General features: G+C 64.3%; 17 protein-coding genes and 1 pseudogene. 10 read left to right on the top strand and 8 right to left on the bottom strand.

Annotated elements, in window-relative coordinates:
• Positions 1-69: 69 nt before the first annotated feature.
• Positions 70-750 carry a Crp/Fnr family transcriptional regulator gene (locus WC739_RS13095; RefSeq protein ID WP_372953455.1) on the bottom strand — a complete coding sequence of 227 codons (681 nt, stop codon included), beginning with the start codon at positions 748-750 and terminating at the stop codon, positions 70-72.
• A gap of 282 nt (positions 751-1,032) precedes the next feature.
• On the opposite strand from WC739_RS13095, the gene WC739_RS13090 reads away from it, so the two are divergent.
• Positions 1,033-1,332 carry a hypothetical protein gene (locus WC739_RS13090; RefSeq protein WP_372953454.1) on the top strand — a complete coding sequence of 100 codons (300 nt, stop codon included), beginning with the start codon at positions 1,033-1,035 and terminating at the stop codon, positions 1,330-1,332.
• Between the two features lie 69 nt (positions 1,333-1,401).
• On the opposite strand, the gene WC739_RS13085 is transcribed toward WC739_RS13090, so the two are convergent.
• From WC739_RS13085 to WC739_RS13075, 3 genes are all read right to left on the bottom strand, one after another.
• The gene (locus tag WC739_RS13085) at positions 1,402-3,510 is read right to left on the bottom strand and encodes a catalase (RefSeq protein WP_372953453.1); all 2,109 of its coding nucleotides are present in this window, start codon (positions 3,508-3,510) and stop codon (positions 1,402-1,404) included.
• Between the two features lie 150 nt (positions 3,511-3,660).
• A complete protein-coding gene (locus WC739_RS13080; RefSeq protein WP_372953452.1) occupies positions 3,661-3,876 on the bottom strand; it encodes a CsbD family protein in 216 nt (71 codons plus the stop codon).
• 384 nt (positions 3,877-4,260) lie between these two features.
• Entirely contained in the window at positions 4,261-5,292 is a 1,032-nt protein-coding gene (locus WC739_RS13075; RefSeq protein WP_372953451.1) for a hydroxyacid dehydrogenase, read from the bottom strand.
• Positions 5,293-5,858: 566 nt separating this feature from the next.
• On the opposite strand from WC739_RS13075, the gene WC739_RS13070 reads away from it, so the two are divergent.
• The 4 genes and pseudogenes from WC739_RS13070 to WC739_RS13055 all read left to right on the top strand — a co-directional run bounded on the left by WC739_RS13070 (position 5,859) and on the right by WC739_RS13055 (position 9,464).
• A complete protein-coding gene (locus WC739_RS13070; RefSeq protein ID WP_372953476.1) occupies positions 5,859-6,083 on the top strand; it encodes a hypothetical protein in 225 nt (74 codons plus the stop codon).
• 259 nt (positions 6,084-6,342) lie between these two features.
• Complete coding sequence (gene ligD, locus WC739_RS13065; RefSeq protein WP_372953450.1) at positions 6,343-8,835, top strand: DNA ligase D; 2,493 nt, start codon at positions 6,343-6,345, stop codon at positions 8,833-8,835.
• 43 nt (positions 8,836-8,878) lie between these two features.
• A pseudogene (locus WC739_RS13060) lies at positions 8,879-9,057 on the top strand (type II toxin-antitoxin system HicA family toxin).
• Positions 9,058-9,062: 5 nt separating this feature from the next.
• Positions 9,063-9,464 carry a type II toxin-antitoxin system HicB family antitoxin gene (locus tag WC739_RS13055; protein ID WP_372953475.1) on the top strand — a complete coding sequence of 134 codons (402 nt, stop codon included), beginning with the start codon at positions 9,063-9,065 and terminating at the stop codon, positions 9,462-9,464.
• Positions 9,465-9,763: 299 nt separating this feature from the next.
• Here WC739_RS13055 and WC739_RS13050 read toward each other — a convergent pair whose 3' ends face one another.
• Complete coding sequence (locus WC739_RS13050; RefSeq protein ID WP_372953449.1) at positions 9,764-10,051, bottom strand: GIY-YIG nuclease family protein; 288 nt, start codon at positions 10,049-10,051, stop codon at positions 9,764-9,766.
• Between the two features lie 550 nt (positions 10,052-10,601).
• Here WC739_RS13050 and WC739_RS13045 point away from each other — a divergent pair.
• From WC739_RS13045 to WC739_RS13025, 5 genes are all read left to right on the top strand, one after another.
• On the top strand, positions 10,602-11,507 hold the full coding sequence (locus tag WC739_RS13045; protein WP_372953448.1) for a Ku protein: 906 nt from the start codon (positions 10,602-10,604) through the stop codon (positions 11,505-11,507).
• Positions 11,504-12,622, top strand: coding sequence for a tetratricopeptide repeat protein (locus WC739_RS13040; RefSeq protein WP_372953447.1), 1,119 nt, complete (start codon positions 11,504-11,506; stop codon positions 12,620-12,622). Before WC739_RS13045 ends, WC739_RS13040 begins: the two co-directional genes overlap by 4 nt.
• 214 nt (positions 12,623-12,836) lie before the next feature.
• A complete protein-coding gene (locus tag WC739_RS13035; RefSeq protein ID WP_372953446.1) occupies positions 12,837-13,475 on the top strand; it encodes an alpha/beta fold hydrolase in 639 nt (212 codons plus the stop codon).
• A 210-nt stretch (positions 13,476-13,685) separates the two neighbouring features.
• Positions 13,686-14,456, top strand: a complete 771-nt coding sequence (locus WC739_RS13030; RefSeq protein WP_372953445.1) for an exodeoxyribonuclease III — start codon at positions 13,686-13,688, stop codon at positions 14,454-14,456.
• Positions 14,457-14,490: 34 nt separating this feature from the next.
• The gene (locus tag WC739_RS13025) at positions 14,491-15,681 is read left to right on the top strand and encodes a hypothetical protein (RefSeq protein WP_372953444.1); all 1,191 of its coding nucleotides are present in this window, start codon (positions 14,491-14,493) and stop codon (positions 15,679-15,681) included.
• 2 nt (positions 15,682-15,683) lie between these two features.
• Here WC739_RS13025 and WC739_RS13020 read toward each other — a convergent pair whose 3' ends face one another.
• The 3 genes from WC739_RS13020 to WC739_RS13010 form a co-directional block, all read right to left on the bottom strand.
• Positions 15,684-15,779: a putative RiPP precursor gene (locus tag WC739_RS13020; protein WP_372953443.1), complete on the bottom strand. Its 96-nt coding sequence runs from the start codon at positions 15,777-15,779 to the stop codon at positions 15,684-15,686.
• A gap of 149 nt (positions 15,780-15,928) precedes the next feature.
• Entirely contained in the window at positions 15,929-16,213 is a 285-nt protein-coding gene (locus tag WC739_RS13015; RefSeq protein ID WP_372953442.1) for a hypothetical protein, read from the bottom strand.
• Between the two features lie 103 nt (positions 16,214-16,316).
• On the bottom strand, positions 16,317-16,679 hold a 363-nt coding region (locus WC739_RS13010; protein ID WP_372953441.1), incomplete at its 5' end, for a DUF982 domain-containing protein.

Raw genomic sequence — 16,679 nt, 5'->3', positions numbered from 1 at the left:
GCTTCCGACAGTCGGCAAGCGAGTCTTCGTACGAAACCGACAAATACGGCTCAAAGCCCTCTCGGCGGGCTATTGAGCTGCGGAGTCGAGTTCGCCGAAAAGTCTGGAATATTCCGCTTCCGGAACTCCGTAACCACCACTGGCCAGGGCAACCAGGCCGGGGCGGTCGAGGATGACGACTTCGCCCCGGCGCGAGCGGATCAGGGCCAGTCCCTCCAGTTCCTGAAGGGCGACGGTGACCCCCGGCCGCCTTACGCCCAGCATGGTGGCGAGGAACTCGTGGGTGATGGAAAACCGGATACCGACGACGCGGTCGTCACACATCAGCAACCACCGGGCCAGCCGACCGGCCAATCTCAGCCGCGCGTTGACCAGAGCTGTACATCCGGTCTGGACCTGCAGGTAATTGACGAAGCGCAGCAGGAACAAGCGCAAGGTCGGGCTGGCCGCCAGTGCGGCATTGAAGCATGCCGCGTCGATGCGCATTGCCTCGCCTTCGAGCTGGACGTAGCAGGCCAGCGGCGAGCGGTCGTCGTCCATCACCAGCGAATATCCGGCCATCCCTTCATAGCCGATAAACCCGATCTCCGCCTCCTGTCCGGTGGGCGTGCGCGCCACCACCGACGCTATTCCGTGCTCGATGAAATAGACGGCTTCAATCGGGACATCGGGCGTCACGAGGGGCATTCTCAGCGGCAAGGCCACCCGCTTCAAACTGGGCTCAAGCAGCGCGAGGTCCGCCGGGCTCATCCTGCGCAGCAGTTCGTTTCCAAAGCTGGACAGAGAGGATAGCGGATAGACCGGCGTCGGGACGGCGACAGTCAATTTGGCAATGTCATAATTCAATATCTGGCTCCCGCAGGGGCGGGAGCACGATCGACACTCTCAAGCGCCAGCGCCCGTGAGATGGCTGACGACAGGCGCAGTGTACGCTTGCGACACTCCAATAGCGAGTCCGCATTGGTCCGAAAGCGTACCAACCATCCCTTTCAATTGTTTGGACGGTTCTAACTCGATAGATTCCGAGCTCGGATGGTGATTTGGCGGTTGCTGAACACCGGCCTTCCGCATAACCACCCTGCCTTCATGGTCGCCGGAGGGATCGACCGCTCGGGCTCACGCCGATCGGAATGCGTATTGCCAACAAGATTTGAATGCCTGCAGGAGACGTCCGGTCGTTGGATGGTTTGGGATCACAAGAGCGGCGAACCCGCAAAACTCGGCGGCATCGAGTTGCGAAACCAGGACAAGCACCGCTGCGAAACCGCCCGCGACATCCTCAAGCGGATCTTCCAAACCGGCCTGCACGCGGACGCTGTCAGACGCGGTTGAGACGCATGGCGCGAGCGGCTAACGTGCCGCCCGCGCCATAATCATTTCATTGCAAGTTGCCGGTTGGCTTCAACCGAGCTTGACCTTGGGCTCGCGTGCCCACAGGCGCAGATCGCCGAGGCTGGTTATGAAGCCCGAGACATCCTTCGCCGAGGCAAGCGGGATCACCGCTTCATCCTCGACAACGCCGGCCTTGGCCAGTAGCGGCGCCGCCGCGTCGACGAAGCCGATGAACTTGCAGTGCGCGAAGGCGTCCGCGACAAAGTCCCGGGCTGTCGATTCCTTCAAAAGGTCCGCCATTGCGGGCTTCGCCGGCAGCAGCGCAACGGCGTCATAAAGCACGGAGGGCGCGCCCGCTATCATCTGCTGCGCGTCGATCCAGCTGCCGTCGCTGGCCTTGGCGCCACCGACCTTCGGCGCGATGATCTCGAACTTCGCGCCGGCCTTGGTCAGTCCCTGCTTCAAGGCATTGAGCAAGGCCGCATCCGTTCCATCGGTGACGAGGATGCCGAGCTTGCGCCCCTCGAAACGACCGGGGCCGTTCTTGAGGATGCTGAGCGCATCCGAGACCGGCAGGTCGGTGCGCGTCGGCACGGCGGCCTGGGCGGGCTTGGGCATGGTCTGCAACCCGAGCGCATCCGCCACCTTGGCGGCCAGCCCGTCGTCGATGTTGAGAAGATGGGACACGACCCGCTCGCGGATGACCGGCGTCTGCACCTTGCTCAGCTCGAAGGTTATCGCGTCGGCGATGTGGCCTTGTTCGACCGGATGCTGGCTGATGTAGAACTGGCGGGCCTGGCTGTAATGGTCGGCAAAGGTTTCCGACCGCAAGCGGGTCTTCGGTCCGGCCTCGACCTCGGCGAAGGAGCGGAACCCCCTGGTCGGCGATTCACGAGGACCTTCGTTCCATGAGTTTGGCTGGTAGTTGGCGCGGCCGGTCGGGTTGCGCATCGCCATGTGCCCATCCTGCTGGAAATTGTGGAAGGGGCATTTCGGCGCGTTGATCGGAAGATGGGTGAAATTGGTGCTGCCCAGCCTTTTGATCTGCGTGTCGAGGTAGGAGAAGTTGCGGCCCTGCAGCAGCGGATCATTGGAGAAGTCGATGCCGGGCGGCACGTTCTGCGTCATGAACGCGACCTGCTCGGTCTCGGCGAAGAAATTGTCGGGCATGCGATCGAGCACGAGGCGGCCGACCGTGATCGGCGGCAGGACCTCCTCGGGGATGATCTTGGTGGGATCGAGGATGTCGAAATCGAAGCTGTCGGCGAACTCCTGGTCGAACAGCTGCAGCTGCAGTTCCCATTCCGGGAAATTGCCCGCCTGGATGTTGTCCCAGAGGTCGCGGCGGTGGAAGTCGGGATCTGCGCCGTTGATCTTGACGGCTTCGTTCCAGGCCACGGATTGCAGGCCGAGCTTGGGCTTCCAGAGAAACTTGACGAAGGTCGATTCATCCTTGGCATTGAGCAGCCGGAACGTGTGGACGCCAAAACCTTCCATGAAGCGCAGGGAGCGCGGGATGGCCCTGTCGGACATCACCCACATGATCATGTGCATGCTTTCCGGGGTCAGCGAGATGAAGTCCCAGAAATTGTCATGCGCGGTCTGCGCCTGCGGGAAGTCGCTGTTGGGCTCGGCCTTCGCCGCGTGGATCAGGTCCGGGAACTTGATGGCGTCCTGGATGAAGAAGACCGGTATGTTGTTGCCGACGAGGTCCCAGTTGCCTTCCTGCGTGTAGAGCTTGACGGCGAAGCCGCGCACGTCGCGCGCCAGGTCGGCGGAGCCCTTGTTGCCGGCGACGGTGGAGAACCGCACGAAGGCCGGTGTCTTTTCGCCGGCGCGCTGGAAGATGTCGGAGCGCGTGTACTTGGCCAGCGATTCATAGGTTTCGAAATAGCCGTGGGCGCCATAGCCGCGCGCGTGGACGACGCGCTCGGGAATGCGCTCGTGGTCGAAGTGGAAGATCTTTTCGCGGAAGTGGAAGTCCTCTAGCGTCGTCGGGCCGCGGGCGCCGATCTTCAGCGAGTTCTGGTCGTCGGCGACCGGGCCGCCCTGCGCGGTCGTCAGGACCGGCGTCGAGCCGGAGGCGGTCTGGTGCAGCTCCCCGCCTTCGCCACGCTCGAGTTTCTGATCGTGTATTGTCGCGGCCGTATCGGTCGATTTCGGTGTTTGCCTTGCCATGCGGGGACCCCTTCAGGATTGAGTGCGCGTACCGCGCTGGTATCTCAATGTCCGCGATGGCAATGCGTTCCGTGTTCGGTTTCAGACCCAAAACAACAAGGCCGCCCGCTTGCGCGGACGGCCTTCCGGCTCTTCAAAAGTGAAAAGCGCCTAGAGGTTCTTGTTGATCTTGGCGGCGGTCTTGTTGGTGGCGTCCTTGACCGCCGACTTGGCGTCGCCGACGGCCTTCTGGACCTTGCCCTTGGCATCCTGCGCGGCGCCTTCGGCGCGCAGACGGTCATTGCCGACGGCCTTGCCGACGCCTTCCTTGGTCTTGCCGACTGCCTGATTGGCGAGACCCGATGCCTTGTCGCTGGTGCTTCCCATGGAATTGTTCCTCTTCGCGGATGATTGCCTGACCGGCGAGAACCAACGTCGATTTCCAGGGAAGGTTCCGTGCAGGCCGCGAAGAGTGTGAGCGCGAAGGCGGATACAGAAAGGCCCGCCACCGACGCGAATCGTGACGGGCCCTCTGGAGTGCGCCGGGCGTCCCACCGCCCGGCTGAGTGGAAAACTTCGCGGCATGACGATCGTTCCGTATCCATGCCGAAGGGCGCCGAAAACCCATGCCAGGAAAAGCTCTCGCGACAGAAAAAACCCCGCCGGCCGAAGCCTGACGGGGTATTTGAATGGAGGAGGTGCGGATCGAATGGGAGAACGATCCGGCTCAACAACGCGGCGCTTTGCAAAAGGTTCCAGCGCCGTTGAAGATCAATTCCGGTCCGCCGGCTTGGATCGCATGCGCGACACCGTCTCGCGCTCGGCGCGCTTGGAGCGCAACGGCGGCAGGCCGCGATCGATCAGGTCCATGTCTTCCAGCACCATGTCGCCCATGCGCTTGAAGGCGATGTCCAGCGCTCCGGCGCGATGGGCGGAGCGCAGGAAGCCGGGCAGGGCGCGCACCGGGTGGTCTGGCGCCAGCGGTTCTTCGGGGAAGACGTCGCTGGCGGCGACGATGTGGCAGCTCTTGACCGCCGCCATCAGGGCCGGGAAATCGACGACGCCGGCGCGGCTGAGCAGGATGAAGGCGGCGCCCTTGCGCATGCTGGCGAAGGCCTCGGCGCCGAGAAAGCCCTGGTTCTCGGAGGTCACCGAGGCGACGACGAAGACGAAGTCGCTCGATGTCAGCACCTCGTCCAGCGAAGCCGGCTCGACGCCATTGTCGATGAGGATCGACGGCGGCAGCCAGGGATCGAACACCCGGGTGCGGGTGCGGAAGCCCGACAGCAGCCGGTTCAGCGCCCGGCCGAGATCGCCGAAGCCGATGATGCCGACATCGGCGCCGGACAGGAGCCGGGCCATGCGGTTGCCGTCGCCGCCCCACAGCTCCTTGCCCTGGCGAAAGGCGAGGTCCGCGTCGACGATATCGCGGGCAAGGTTGAGCGCCATGGCGAGGCCAAGCTCGGCCACCGGCTCGGCGAACACCAGCCCGGTGGTGACGACATGGATGCCGCGCGCAAACAGCGTCTCGTAGGGCATGTTGTTGAGCAGATTGGTCTCGACATTGAAGACGCAGCGCAGCGCTTTCAGCCTGTCCAGCGTCTCCGGCCCGATCGGCGGCTGGCCGATGATGTAGCGGGCCTGCGCCAGCACATCGGCGGGAAGTCTTGCCAGTCCGTCCGGCGTCGTCTCGACGATGCGGTAGCCGGCGCGCAGGCGGGCGAGCTGCGCCGGGGTGAAGATGAGGTCGAGCGTGCGCGGTTCCGGCGCGCTGATCACCAGCGGCAATTCGCTGTCAGGCATTGGCTATTCCTCCCGGCGCGATCCGTCCCGCGTGCCCTGGTTTCTACATGCCGTTGTCCCCTGGCGGCAAGCACCGAAATCGACCGTGAAAATCATGCGGGGGTCAGCCCGGCCCGGTTGACAGCCGGCAACGAAGCGGATCATTTGCCTCTGTCTGAACGAGGAGCACCATCGGTGAAAAAGTACGTCAAGCCGACGCTGGAAAAGCGCGAGAAACTCTCTGTCATCACGGCCGAGCCGATCGGATCGAACGTACCGCCGGCGCCGCCGCCGCCGTGAACGGCCGGGGTCTGAAGCGTTGCATGAGGGCATGAGCCGAAGATTTCCACTCCTGCAAAACATGCCGTGACAAGGCCCGTTCGCGGGTCGATCCGGAGAAACACATAGGCGCGGTCGGTCGATCGCGCCTTTTGCTTTTCGGTTGCCCCGGGACCGGCAAAGTGTCCAAGCCAGGCCTGCGCGGCGCCGCGAAATTGACAGGTTAGTCGCCCTGCGTCATGCTTGAGCCCTGTCGCCGGGCCGCGCAAGCGGCCATGTTGCTTGTCATGGCGACCGAGGGCAGCGTCATGTTCAGTCCCGTCATCGGCCAGAATGCCAAGCGCGCCGCGGTCCGCAAGGCGCTCGACCAGCACAAGGTCTACATCACCGCGCAGAGCTTTTCGGCCGGCCAGTATAGCGCGCGTGTGCTGGTCGACGGCGAGGCCTACTGGGTCGACGAATTCCGGCTGGCGCAGCTGCGGCAGGGGCTTACGCCGGCCGAGCTGGAGCTGACGCCGGCGACCGACGATTGAGAGTGGCCGCCGTTTCTTCGCACTGCTGCGGGAAATCTGAAATGCTGGCGGGACAGCACCCCCCTCTGTCCTGCCGGACATCTCCCCCGCAAGGAGGGAGATTGGCAGCTTCGTCGGCTGCACATTACATCCGACGTGGGCGATTGGCGAAAGCCAAAGCGACATGCGATCTCCCCCCTTGCGGGGGAGATGTCCGGCAGGACAGAGGGGGGTGTGACGGAACGCGGCGCTGGGAGGGCGCGCCTGCCGCCGTCCGACCATGACCACCCTGTCCAACCTCCAACCCTACCGCGCCAAGCGCCGTTTCTCGAAAACCCCGGAGCCGGCCGGCGGCCTTGCATCCAGCGACGGCAACCGCTTCGTCGTCCACAAGCACCATGCCACGGCCGATCACTATGATCTGCGCCTGCAGATCGGCGGCGTGCTGAAGAGCTGGGCGGTGCCGCGCGGGCCTTCGCTCAATCCGGCCGACAAGCGGCTGGCGGTCGAGACCGAGGACCATCCGCTCGACTATATCGACTTCGAGGGCGTCATTCCCGAGGGCGAATATGGAGGCGGGCCGATGATCGTCTGGGACACCGGCAGCTGGGCGCCGATGGACGATGTCGAGACGAGCCTGCGCACCGGCGCCTTCAAGTTCCGGCTCGCCGGCGAAAAGCTCAATGGCGGCTGGATGCTGACGCGGCTGAAGCCGAAGCCGGGCGAGGACGCGGAGAAAAAGAACTGGCTGCTGTTCAAGGAGCGTGACCTCGCGGCGGACGCCAAGCTCGACATCCTCGAAGCCCGGCCCGAAAGCGTCAAGTCCGGCCTGCGCATCGAGGACCTGGCGGCGGCGGCGAAACGGGCCGCCAAGCCGGCGCCCAGGCCGGCGTCCTTGAAGCCCGGCACGCTTCCCGGTGCGGTGAAGGCGCCGGCGCCCCGCCGCATCGAGCCACAACTGGCGAGCCCAGTGCCAAAGCCTCCGGGCGGCGAAGGCCCCGGGGAGAATACGAACGAGCCCTGGCTGCACGAGATCAAGTTCGACGGCTACCGCACCATGGCGCATGTCTGCGAAGGAGAGGTGCGCCTCATCACCCGTGGAGGCATCGACTGGACGAAGCGTTATGGCGACCTCCCGCATGCCTTTGCAAAACTGCCATGCCGCGAGGCGATCATCGATGGCGAGATCGTCGTGCTCGACGCCAAGGGCATCAGCCGCTTCGCGCTGCTGCAGGACGCGCTGGCGCATGGCGCCGGCAGCAGGCTGCATTTCTACGCTTTCGATCTTCTGCATCTCGATGGCTGGGACCTGACGAAAGTGCCGCTCGTCCGGCGCAAGGCGCTGCTGGCCGAGCTGCTTGGCGGGCTGGGCGCCAATTCCGCCATCCAGTTCTCCGACCATGTCGAGGGCTCGGGGCAGGGGCTCTACGAGCAGGCGACGGATCTCGGGCTCGAAGGCATCGTCTCCAAACGCGCCGCCGCGACCTACCAGAGCGGCCGGTCCAAGAGCTGGACCAAGTGCAAGGCGCTGCAGAAGGGCGATTTCGTCATCGCCGGCTACACGATCTCGCAAGCGGCCGAGGGGCTGGCGGCGCTCGGCATGGCCGAGTGGCAGGACGGCGAACTGCACTATCGCGGCAAGGTCGGAACCGGCTTCGATGCCGGGACCGCCGCCGACCTGTTCGCCCGGCTGGAGCCGCTGACGGCGGGCGCCACGGCGCCCGAAGGCGCGCCGCGCGACATCATGCGCGAGATGCACTGGGTGAAGCCGCTGTTCTCGGCGCGTATCCACTATGCCAACCGAACCGCCGACAATGCTCTGCGCCACGGTGTGTTTCGCGGCCTGCGCGATGTCGGGCTTTCGACACCTGTTGCGCCGAAGCGCAAGCGGCTGATCTCGGAAGCCGACCTGGCCACCATCTGGGTGACCAATCCGGGGCGGCGCCTGTTCGGCAAGACCGGGCCGACCAAGCTCGACATCGCGGTCTATTACGCGCTGGTCGGCGATTTCATGCTGCCGCACATCCTCGGCCGCCCAGTGTCGCTGGTGCGCTGCCCGACCGGCCTGCCGAAGGACTGCTTCTTCCAGCGCCATGCCTTCACCGGCATGCCGCCCTCGGTGGTGACATTCGACACCGCCAATTCGGAGGGCGAGACCAAATCCTACCTCGCGGTCGAAGGCGCCAAGGGTTTTCTGGCGCTGGCGCAGTTCGGCGTCGTCGAATTCCACACCTGGGGGACGCACCGCACCAGCCTCGACAGGCCGGACCAGATCGTGCTCGACCTCGACCCCGGCGAGGGGATTTCGTGGCGCGAGGTGGTCGATGCCGCCGTCCACATCAAGGGCGAGCTGGAGGGGATGGGGCTGGTGCCGTTCGCCAAGACCTCGGGCGGCAGCGGCATCCACATCACCGTGCCGGTGACGCGCAAGCAGAACTGGAAGAAGCTGCACCAGGTGACCAGCGCGATCGCCACCCGCCTGGCGGCCACCGCGCCCGACACCTTCACCACCACCATGGGCAAGGAAAACCGCAAGAAGCGCATTTTCATCGACTACCACCGCAATGCGCGCGGCCACACCTCCGCCGCCCCCTATTCGCTGCGCGCCCGCACCAACCTGCCGGCCTCGACGCCGGTGAGCTGGGCGGACCTGGAGGCGATCGATGCGCCGCAGGATCTGAACTATTCCTCGCTGCCGGGTCTGCTGGAGACATCGGGGGATCCGTGGGCGGAGATCGACGGGTTTGCGCGGGATTTGCCTGGCTTCAAATAGGAGTCCGTTAAGATCACGCCAAAACGTGTGTATTTATACACATTTGAAAAGCGCCGAAGTCATTGCAAGATTGATGGCCGATGGATGGTTTGAAGGGGCAGCCACGCGCAATTCAAGCACAAGGACAAACCGGGGCGGGTGACCGTTCCGCATCCAAAACGAGACATACCCATCGGCATGCTGCGCAGCATCGAAAAGCAGTCCGGACTGAAACTGAGGTGAAAGACGTGAAGCAATATATCGGACTTATCCATAAGGATGCCGAAAGCGGCTTCGGCGTGTCTTTTCCTGATTTCCCCGGGGTTGTAACCGCCGGCAAGGATCTGGACGAAGCCCGCTCCATGGCCGAAGAGGTTTTGGCTTTCCATGTCGAGGGCCTTGTTGAAGATAGGGAAGCTATTCCAGAGCCGTCCTCTCTGGAAAATGTCATGTCGCACAGGGATAACCGAACCGGTGTCGCGATCCTGGTTTCGCTGAAAACCAATGCGAAGAAGGTTGTCCGGGTCAATGTTACCATTCCGGAGGATATTCTACGCCAGATCGATCAATTTGAGGAATTGCACGGATACAACCGGTCGGGTTTCCTGACCGCAGCGGCGAAGAAGGTGATGGGACTCGAGGCCGCATGATTGCTTGGTGCGAGGAAGCCCCAGGTCATCGACGCTTTCGACAATTTTGAATTATTCCTTGTTGCCGGGCCTGCTCGAGACATCGGGAGGCGGAGATCGACGGGTTTGCCAGGGATTTGCCTACCATCTTTCGTCATCCTAGGGCGAAGCAAGGAGCGAAGCGACGCGCGCAGACCCTAGGATCCATGCCGTGACCTGGGAGCGCCGCTACCTTGCATAATTCAAATCCCCGGTTCCACGCCCGGCGTCACGGCATGAATCCTCGGTCGAGGCCCAAGATGACGCAACCCGAGGAGGGATCACCAGCCAGTGCCGCGAAAGAGTTCGAACCAATCCGGATTGGCCTTCTCGATCAGCTCGATCTTCCATTGACGCGGCCAGCGTTTCAGCGATTTCTCCCGCTGGATGGCGTCGGTAACGTCGAAATATTCCTCGTACCAGACCAGTCGCTGCACGCCGTAGACACCGGTGAAGCGCGAGCCTTGGGCAGACTTGTGTTCAGGCATGCGTCGGCCAAGGTCGTTGGTTACGCCGATGTAGATCGTGCCGCGTTTCTGGCTCGCGGTCATGTAGACGTAGCCCGTCATGTGGTCATGATAGCGAATGGGATGACCACAATCTATCCTGACGTGCCGCATTCTACGGCCAACTTCACGGAATGGATCCTCGGGTCTTCGCGACGCCGCTGCGCGGCTGCTCCGCCCGTGGATGACGAAGTCGCGGCGGCTTTGGCTGAGTCCCTCGTGCAGCAACGCTATAGACGTTGACGGATGGCTGGCGTTGCGGCATCGCATTGGCTACCGGATCGCATACGGTGCCGGATGGCAAATCGCGGCAACTGGCGCGGCCACCCATAGCTTCGTCATCCACGGGTCTGCGCACGTCGCTTCGCTCCTTGCTCCGCCCTAGAATGACGAAGCACGAGGACCTCCGGCTAGTCGCCAACCTCTCGTCTTCCATCTCCATCGACGGTTCCTACAATTTGAATTATCCTCCGCGCTAACCCACCCTCAAGAACACTTCGCTAGGAATTCGGCTGTAGAGGAGAGGGTCGGTGTAGGATTTCCAGAGCGCCTACCGTCCTTGAGCGGGAGCGCTGCAAGTGACTGTCAGTGTGTGGCCGCGTAGGAGAGTATCATGGCGCCCAGGGCAAGTTGGAAGGGTTACCTCAAGCTCAGCCTCGTCAGCTGTCCGGTCCGGCTCTATCCGGCGACGACGACCAGCGAGCGCATCTCGTTCAATCAGCTGCACAAGAAGACCCATAACCGCATCAACATGAAGCCGGTCGATCCCGAACTCGGGCTGGTCGAGCGCGCCGATCTGGTCAAGGGCTACGAATACGAGGACAAGCAGTACATCATCATCGACGATGCCGATCTCGACACGGTCAGGATCGAATCCAACCACACGATGAACATCGAGGCCTTCGTCGACGAAGGCGAGGTCGACGTGATCTACCAGGACGCGCCCTATTACATGGCGCCGGATGGCGCGATGGCGGAGGAGACCTTCGCCGTGCTGCGCGAGGCGATGCGCCAATCCGGCAAGCTCGCGATCGCGCGGCTGGTGCTGTCCAGCCGCGAGCGCGTGGTGACGATCGGCGCACGCGAGAACGGCATGTTCGTGTGCACGTTGAGGAACCCGAACGAAGTGCGCGGCACGGCTGAATATTTCGGCAATATTCCGGCCGGCAAGACCGACCCGGAGATGCTGCAGCTGGCCGAGGCGCTGATCAAGCAGAAGGAAACCACCTTCGATCCGAAGAATTACGAGGACCGCTACGAGATCGCGCTGATGACGATGATCCGCGAGAAGCTGAAGGGCCACAAGCCGATCATCGCCGCAGCGCCCGAGCGCGGCAATGTCATCAACCTGATGGATGCGCTGAAGGCCAGCCTGTCGCAGTCGAAGCCGCCGGCCAAGTCGAAGAGCAAGGCCGACGAGACCGCCAAGCCGGCCGCCAGGAAGGCGGCGGCGGGCGGTGCCGCCGAGAATCCGCTGAAGGCCAATCTGCTGAAGGCGGTCGGCAAGAGCAAGAAATGACGGCACCGGCTGTCCCGGGGGCTGTCTTCGGCACGATCGGCGCGCTGGCGGCGTTTCCGCTCAGGCTCGCCGCGCGCGAGGTCGAGCGCCAGCACGGCCAGTTGCGGCGCGGCGTCACCAGGCGCACGACGCATGTCGTGTTCGGTCGCACGCTTCTGGCCAAGGCCGGGCTGACCAAGAACGGCGATGCCGACATCGAGCGCCGCGTCGCCGCCGAACGCGCGGCCGGGCGAACGCTGGTCAGCGAGAACGGCTTCCTGCGTCTGCTCGGGCTGCTCAAGGCGCCGGAAGCGTCGTCGCTGTCGCGGCAGTCGCTGATCGAGCAATCGCGGCTGTCGGGCGCCGATCTCGACGTGCTCTCGCTGTTCGATGCGTTCGAGCATGACGGCGAACCCTATTCCTTCCGTGACCTGATCCTGGCGCGCAAATATGCCGGACTGGTGGCCGGCGGGGCGAGCTGGGGCGCCATCGCGCGCTCCGTGCATCGCTCCGGTCCGGTCGCCTCGCTCACCGCCAAATCGCTCAATGTCGGTTCGGCTTTTGGCCGATCCGACGCGATCTATCTTGAAGGCGGCCAGAGCGAACTCGACGGGCAGTTGCTATTCGACCTGGGTAGCGCCGCGCATGGCGACGATACGCTGGAGGAGCTGTTCGCCGATGCAGAAGCGGCGGAGGAGGGCGGTGACCATGACGGCGCCGCGGCGCTCTACCGGCGCTGCCTCGCCATCGACCCGAGCGACGCCATCGCCGCCTTCAACCGCGCCAACTGCCTGCGCGCCGGCGGCCACGCGGCCGACGCCGCACATGACTATGCGAGGGCGATCAAGCTCGACCCGGCCTTTGTCGAGGCATGGTTCAATCTCGCCGGCCTGATGAGCGAGCAAGGCCGCGACGCCTCGGCGCGAAAGCATCTGCAGAAGGCGATCGCGCTGGACAAGAGCTATGCCGACCCGGTGTTCAACCTGGCCAGGCTGGAATTCGACGCGGGCAATCTCGCGGAGGCGCGCCGGCTTTGGGTGCGGTATCTCGAGCTGGACGCGGAGTCGGAGTGGGCCGGGGTGGCGGCCAAGGGCGTGCAGTTCGTGGATATGCAGCTGGCGCGGACGGCGGGGTGAGGCGAGTGATGTGGGCACTTGAACACCCCCCTCTGTCCTGCCGGACATCTCCCCCGCAAGGGGGGAGATCAAGCGCTCGCCTGCTTTCGCCAATCACCCACGCTGCAAGAGTTGGCTGGGCGCGCAAACTGCCGATCTCCCCCCTTGCGGGGGAGATGTCCGGCAGGACAGAGGGGGGTGTGACGAAACGCGACCTCTCTGACGATGTCGCCCCATGACCACCTTCCTCTTCGACGGCGACGACACCGCCCCCGTCACCATCCTGCTCGCGCATGGCGCCGGCGCGTCGATGGATTCTCCCTCGATGACCGCCACCTCCAAGGCGCTGGCCGCCGCCGGCTTCCAGGTCGCGCGTTTCGAATTCCACTATATGGCCGCGCGCCGCTATGGCCAGCGCAAGCCGCCGCCTCGGGCCGAGACGGTGAATCCGGAATACATCAAGGCAATCGCCGACCTCAGGGCCAAGGGCGTGACTGGCAAGCTGATCATCGGTGGCAAGTCGATGGGCGGGCGCGTCGCCTCGATGGTGGCGGACGAGATGTTCGCCAAGGGCGAAATTTCGGGTCTGGTCTGCCTCGGCTATCCCTTCCATCCGCCCGGCAAGCCCGAGCAGCTGCGCACCAAGCATCTCGCCGGGCTGAAGACGCCGGCGCTGATCTTCCAGGGCACGCGCGACGAGTTCGGCACGCGCGACGAGGTCGCCTTCTATGGGCTGTCGGATGCGATCGAGGTGATCTGGCTGGAGGATGGCGACCACGACCTCAAGCCGCGCAAGAGCATTTCCGGGTTTTCGGCGGCCGATCATTTGAAGACGCTGGCGGAGACGGTGCGGGGGTGGGCTGAGAGGATTTAGGGCTTCGTCATCCTAGGGCGGAGCAAGGAGCGAAGCGACGCGCGCAGACCCTTGGAGCTGCTCCGCAGCCCAAGGGATCCATGCCGCGACCTTCAAGCATTGCAACGGAACGGAATTCTGACAGCGGCATTCGACGGTGACCGTCACGGAATGGATCCTCGGGTCAAGCCCGAGGATCACGAAGCGAAGGGACGCTTTCGGGAACCAAAGATGAAAATTGCCACCTTCAACATCAACAACATCAACAGCCGGCTGGAAAACCTGCTGGCCTGGCTGGCGGTCGCGAAACCCGATGTCGTGTGCCTGCAGGAGCTGAAGGCGCGCGACACGCAGTTTCCACGTGCGGCGCTGGCGGACGCCGGCTATGGCGCGGTGTGGAAGGGGCAGCCGACCTGGAACGGCGTCGCCATACTCGCGCGAGGGACCGAACCCGTCCTGACCCGCGATATCCTGCCCGGCGACGATGCCGACAAGCAGAGCCGCTACATCGAGGCGGCGGTCAACGGCGTCCTCATCGCCTGCCTCTACGCGCCGAACGGCAATCCGCAACCGGGGCCGAAATTCGCCTACAAGCTTGCCTGGCACGAAAGGTTTAACGCGCACGCCGAACAATTGCTTGGCACCGGCGTGCCGGTGGTGCTGGCCGGCGACTACAACATCGTGCCCGAACCGCGCGACATCTACGCCACCCGCTCCTATGACGACAATGCGCTGGTGCAGCCGGAAAGCCGCGCCGCCTTCGCGGCTCTCATCGAGCAGGGCTGGCTCGACGCGTTGCGCAAGAAACACCCCAAGGAGACGCTCTACACATTCTGGGATTATCGCCGGAACCGCTGGACGCGCGACGCGGGCCTGCGGCTCGACCACATCCTTTTGTCGAAGAAACTGGCGCGCCGGCTGACCGCCGCCGGCATCGACCGCGACGTGCGCGGCGAGGACGGCGCCAGCGACCATGCGCCGGTGTGGGTGGAGCTCAAGTGAGCGCGGACCCTTGGATTGCCATTGAGGCGCGGCCATGAGCGGGTTGTCCATCGCCGGCCTCCTGCTTGCGGCCGTCGCGGTGCTTGCCGGGATCGCCTGGCGGGTGTGGCGGGCGCGTTCCCGCCGCAAGGCTGGCCGCTGGACCGATCCGGGCAATGACTACGCCGTTCGCACCGACTGGGAGGGTGGTGGCGGCACGCTCAACTACTCATCCTTCGTCTATTTCGACGTCGACCGCGACGGCGAATACGGGGTCGGCGACCGGCCGATGGCCGGCATCATGGTGCGGCTGCACGACGAGACAGGCAAGGTCATCGTCGCGGCACGGACCAACAATGCCGGTTTCGCCAATTTTCCGATGTCGATGAAAAGCAGGAAGGCGGTGATCCGCGCACCGGGCAACTGGCGATTTTCGGTTTCGGTGCCGCCGGGCTGGCGGGCGACAGGCGCCCATGAGGTCCAGGCCCGCCATATCGAGTCGATGCCGGGCTCGCCGACCGGGCTGGTGTCGCGCGAGATGCTGTCGCCGGCCGGCCTTGCACCGCCCCGCCGCCTCGGCGGGCGCATCAGTGATGACCGACCGGCGACGCTGGCGGTGCTGAGGGAAGGAGAAATCATCGAGGCGCGGGCGCTGCCGCCGGGGGCCGGCTTCCGCTTCGATCTGCCGGAAGACGCCGATGCAATCAGCATCACCGGCGGCGGCCTCGACCGCTGGCTGGCGCTGTCGCCCTATCCGGCCGATCTCGGCCTGCTATCGCCTCGAACCGGTTGCATCGCCAGGGACGCGGTGCTGGAGACGATCGATTTCGACGATGTGACGGGGCGCACCTTCAGGAAGATCCCGTCCGGCCATGCCGGGCTGACATGGCGCAATCTGAACGCGATGGCGCGCGACTACACCAAGGACAGCCAGGGCTACGTCAATGGCAATGTGTCGGGCGACCATGTTGCCTACACAAGCAGCGGACTGCCGGCCGAGTTCAGCCGTGATCAACCGTTCGGCTTCCATTCGGTCATGCTGACCGCCGCCTGGCTGAGTTCGGAAGGGGAGGTGGCGCTGATTGAAAGCTGGCTCGGCGACCAGCTGGTCTCAAGCGACCATGTCACGCTGTCCGCGCTGACGCCGGTCCACTATGCGCCAATGCTCAAGGCTGTGACACGCGTCCGCCTGTCGACTGAACACCAGTGGCAACTGGTGCTAGACGATCTGGTGGTGGTGCGCTGAGATCAGTTCGGCAGTGGGTTCGAGTTGCCGTTGGCGGCGGTGACCGCCGACAGCTGGCCCTTTTTTAGAAGCAACGGCTTCGTGTAGATCTTCTTCATGCCAGAGTCCCCCGAGATTGCAGCCCGATGATGGCAGACACTGGCGAAGTGTCAACCGTGCGGAGCGTCAATCCCCGAGGTCGGGTGCGCCCGAGCGAGCGTATTCTGTCGGGCAGGCACGACAGGGCGGTACAGGTCCGAATCGCCTCTCAGGTTTCGTCGAAACGGCCTTGGCGGGTCGGGTGCCGGGTGATGGCGGCTTCTTCCTCGTCGTCGGGCAGCGCATCGTCGCTGTCCTGCAGCGCGTTGTCGTCATCCTCGTCGGGCAGGTCGCCATCCTTTTCGATGCCGTAGTTGACGCCGTCGGTCTCCGTCAGCGAGTCGGGCAGGATTTCGGCGCCCTCGATGGAATCCCAATCCTGCTGCTCGATAACGGGACCATCGGCCTTGATACCCTTTTCGATGTCGGTGCGTGGGGTGCCGCGCGGTGCCATGTCTGATCTCCAAATCCTGGGAACGTCGATCCTGAGAAGGACCAAGGGCGAAACTCGGGCCAAGGCTGTTTGTTCCAGGAGGCACGTCCGTGACGATAGGCGCTTACGCCTCGGTCCGGTCGTGTAGAGCCCTCGGCACGAAAAGCGAGCCGATGAACCTGTCCAGCGCGCGCAGGCTTGGGGTGCGGCGAGGGGAACGGATGAGGCCCTGCTCGCGCGCGGCGCGTTCAAAGGCAGCCAGCGCGATCGCGGGCCGGCAATCGCCGGCCTCCGCCGCCGCGATCAACCGCTTGGCGCGAAGATAGCTGGCCGCCCGCTTGTTGCACCACCTGCCGCCCAGGGCGTTGCGGGCGTCGGTGATCGTCGACACCGTCATCGAGCGGGCGTCGATAAAGCGAACGGCCAGCGGTTCAAAGCTGTTCATTTCAGCTGTCCCTACCAGCCCATCCACTCGCGTGTGCGCCAG

It is taken from the genome of Mesorhizobium sp., assembly GCF_041661565.1.
In the GTDB taxonomy this organism is placed as follows: domain Bacteria; phylum Pseudomonadota; class Alphaproteobacteria; order Rhizobiales; family Rhizobiaceae; genus Mesorhizobium.
The sequence above is the reverse complement of the archived record's forward strand: the minus strand, read 5'-3'. Positions and strand labels throughout refer to the sequence as shown.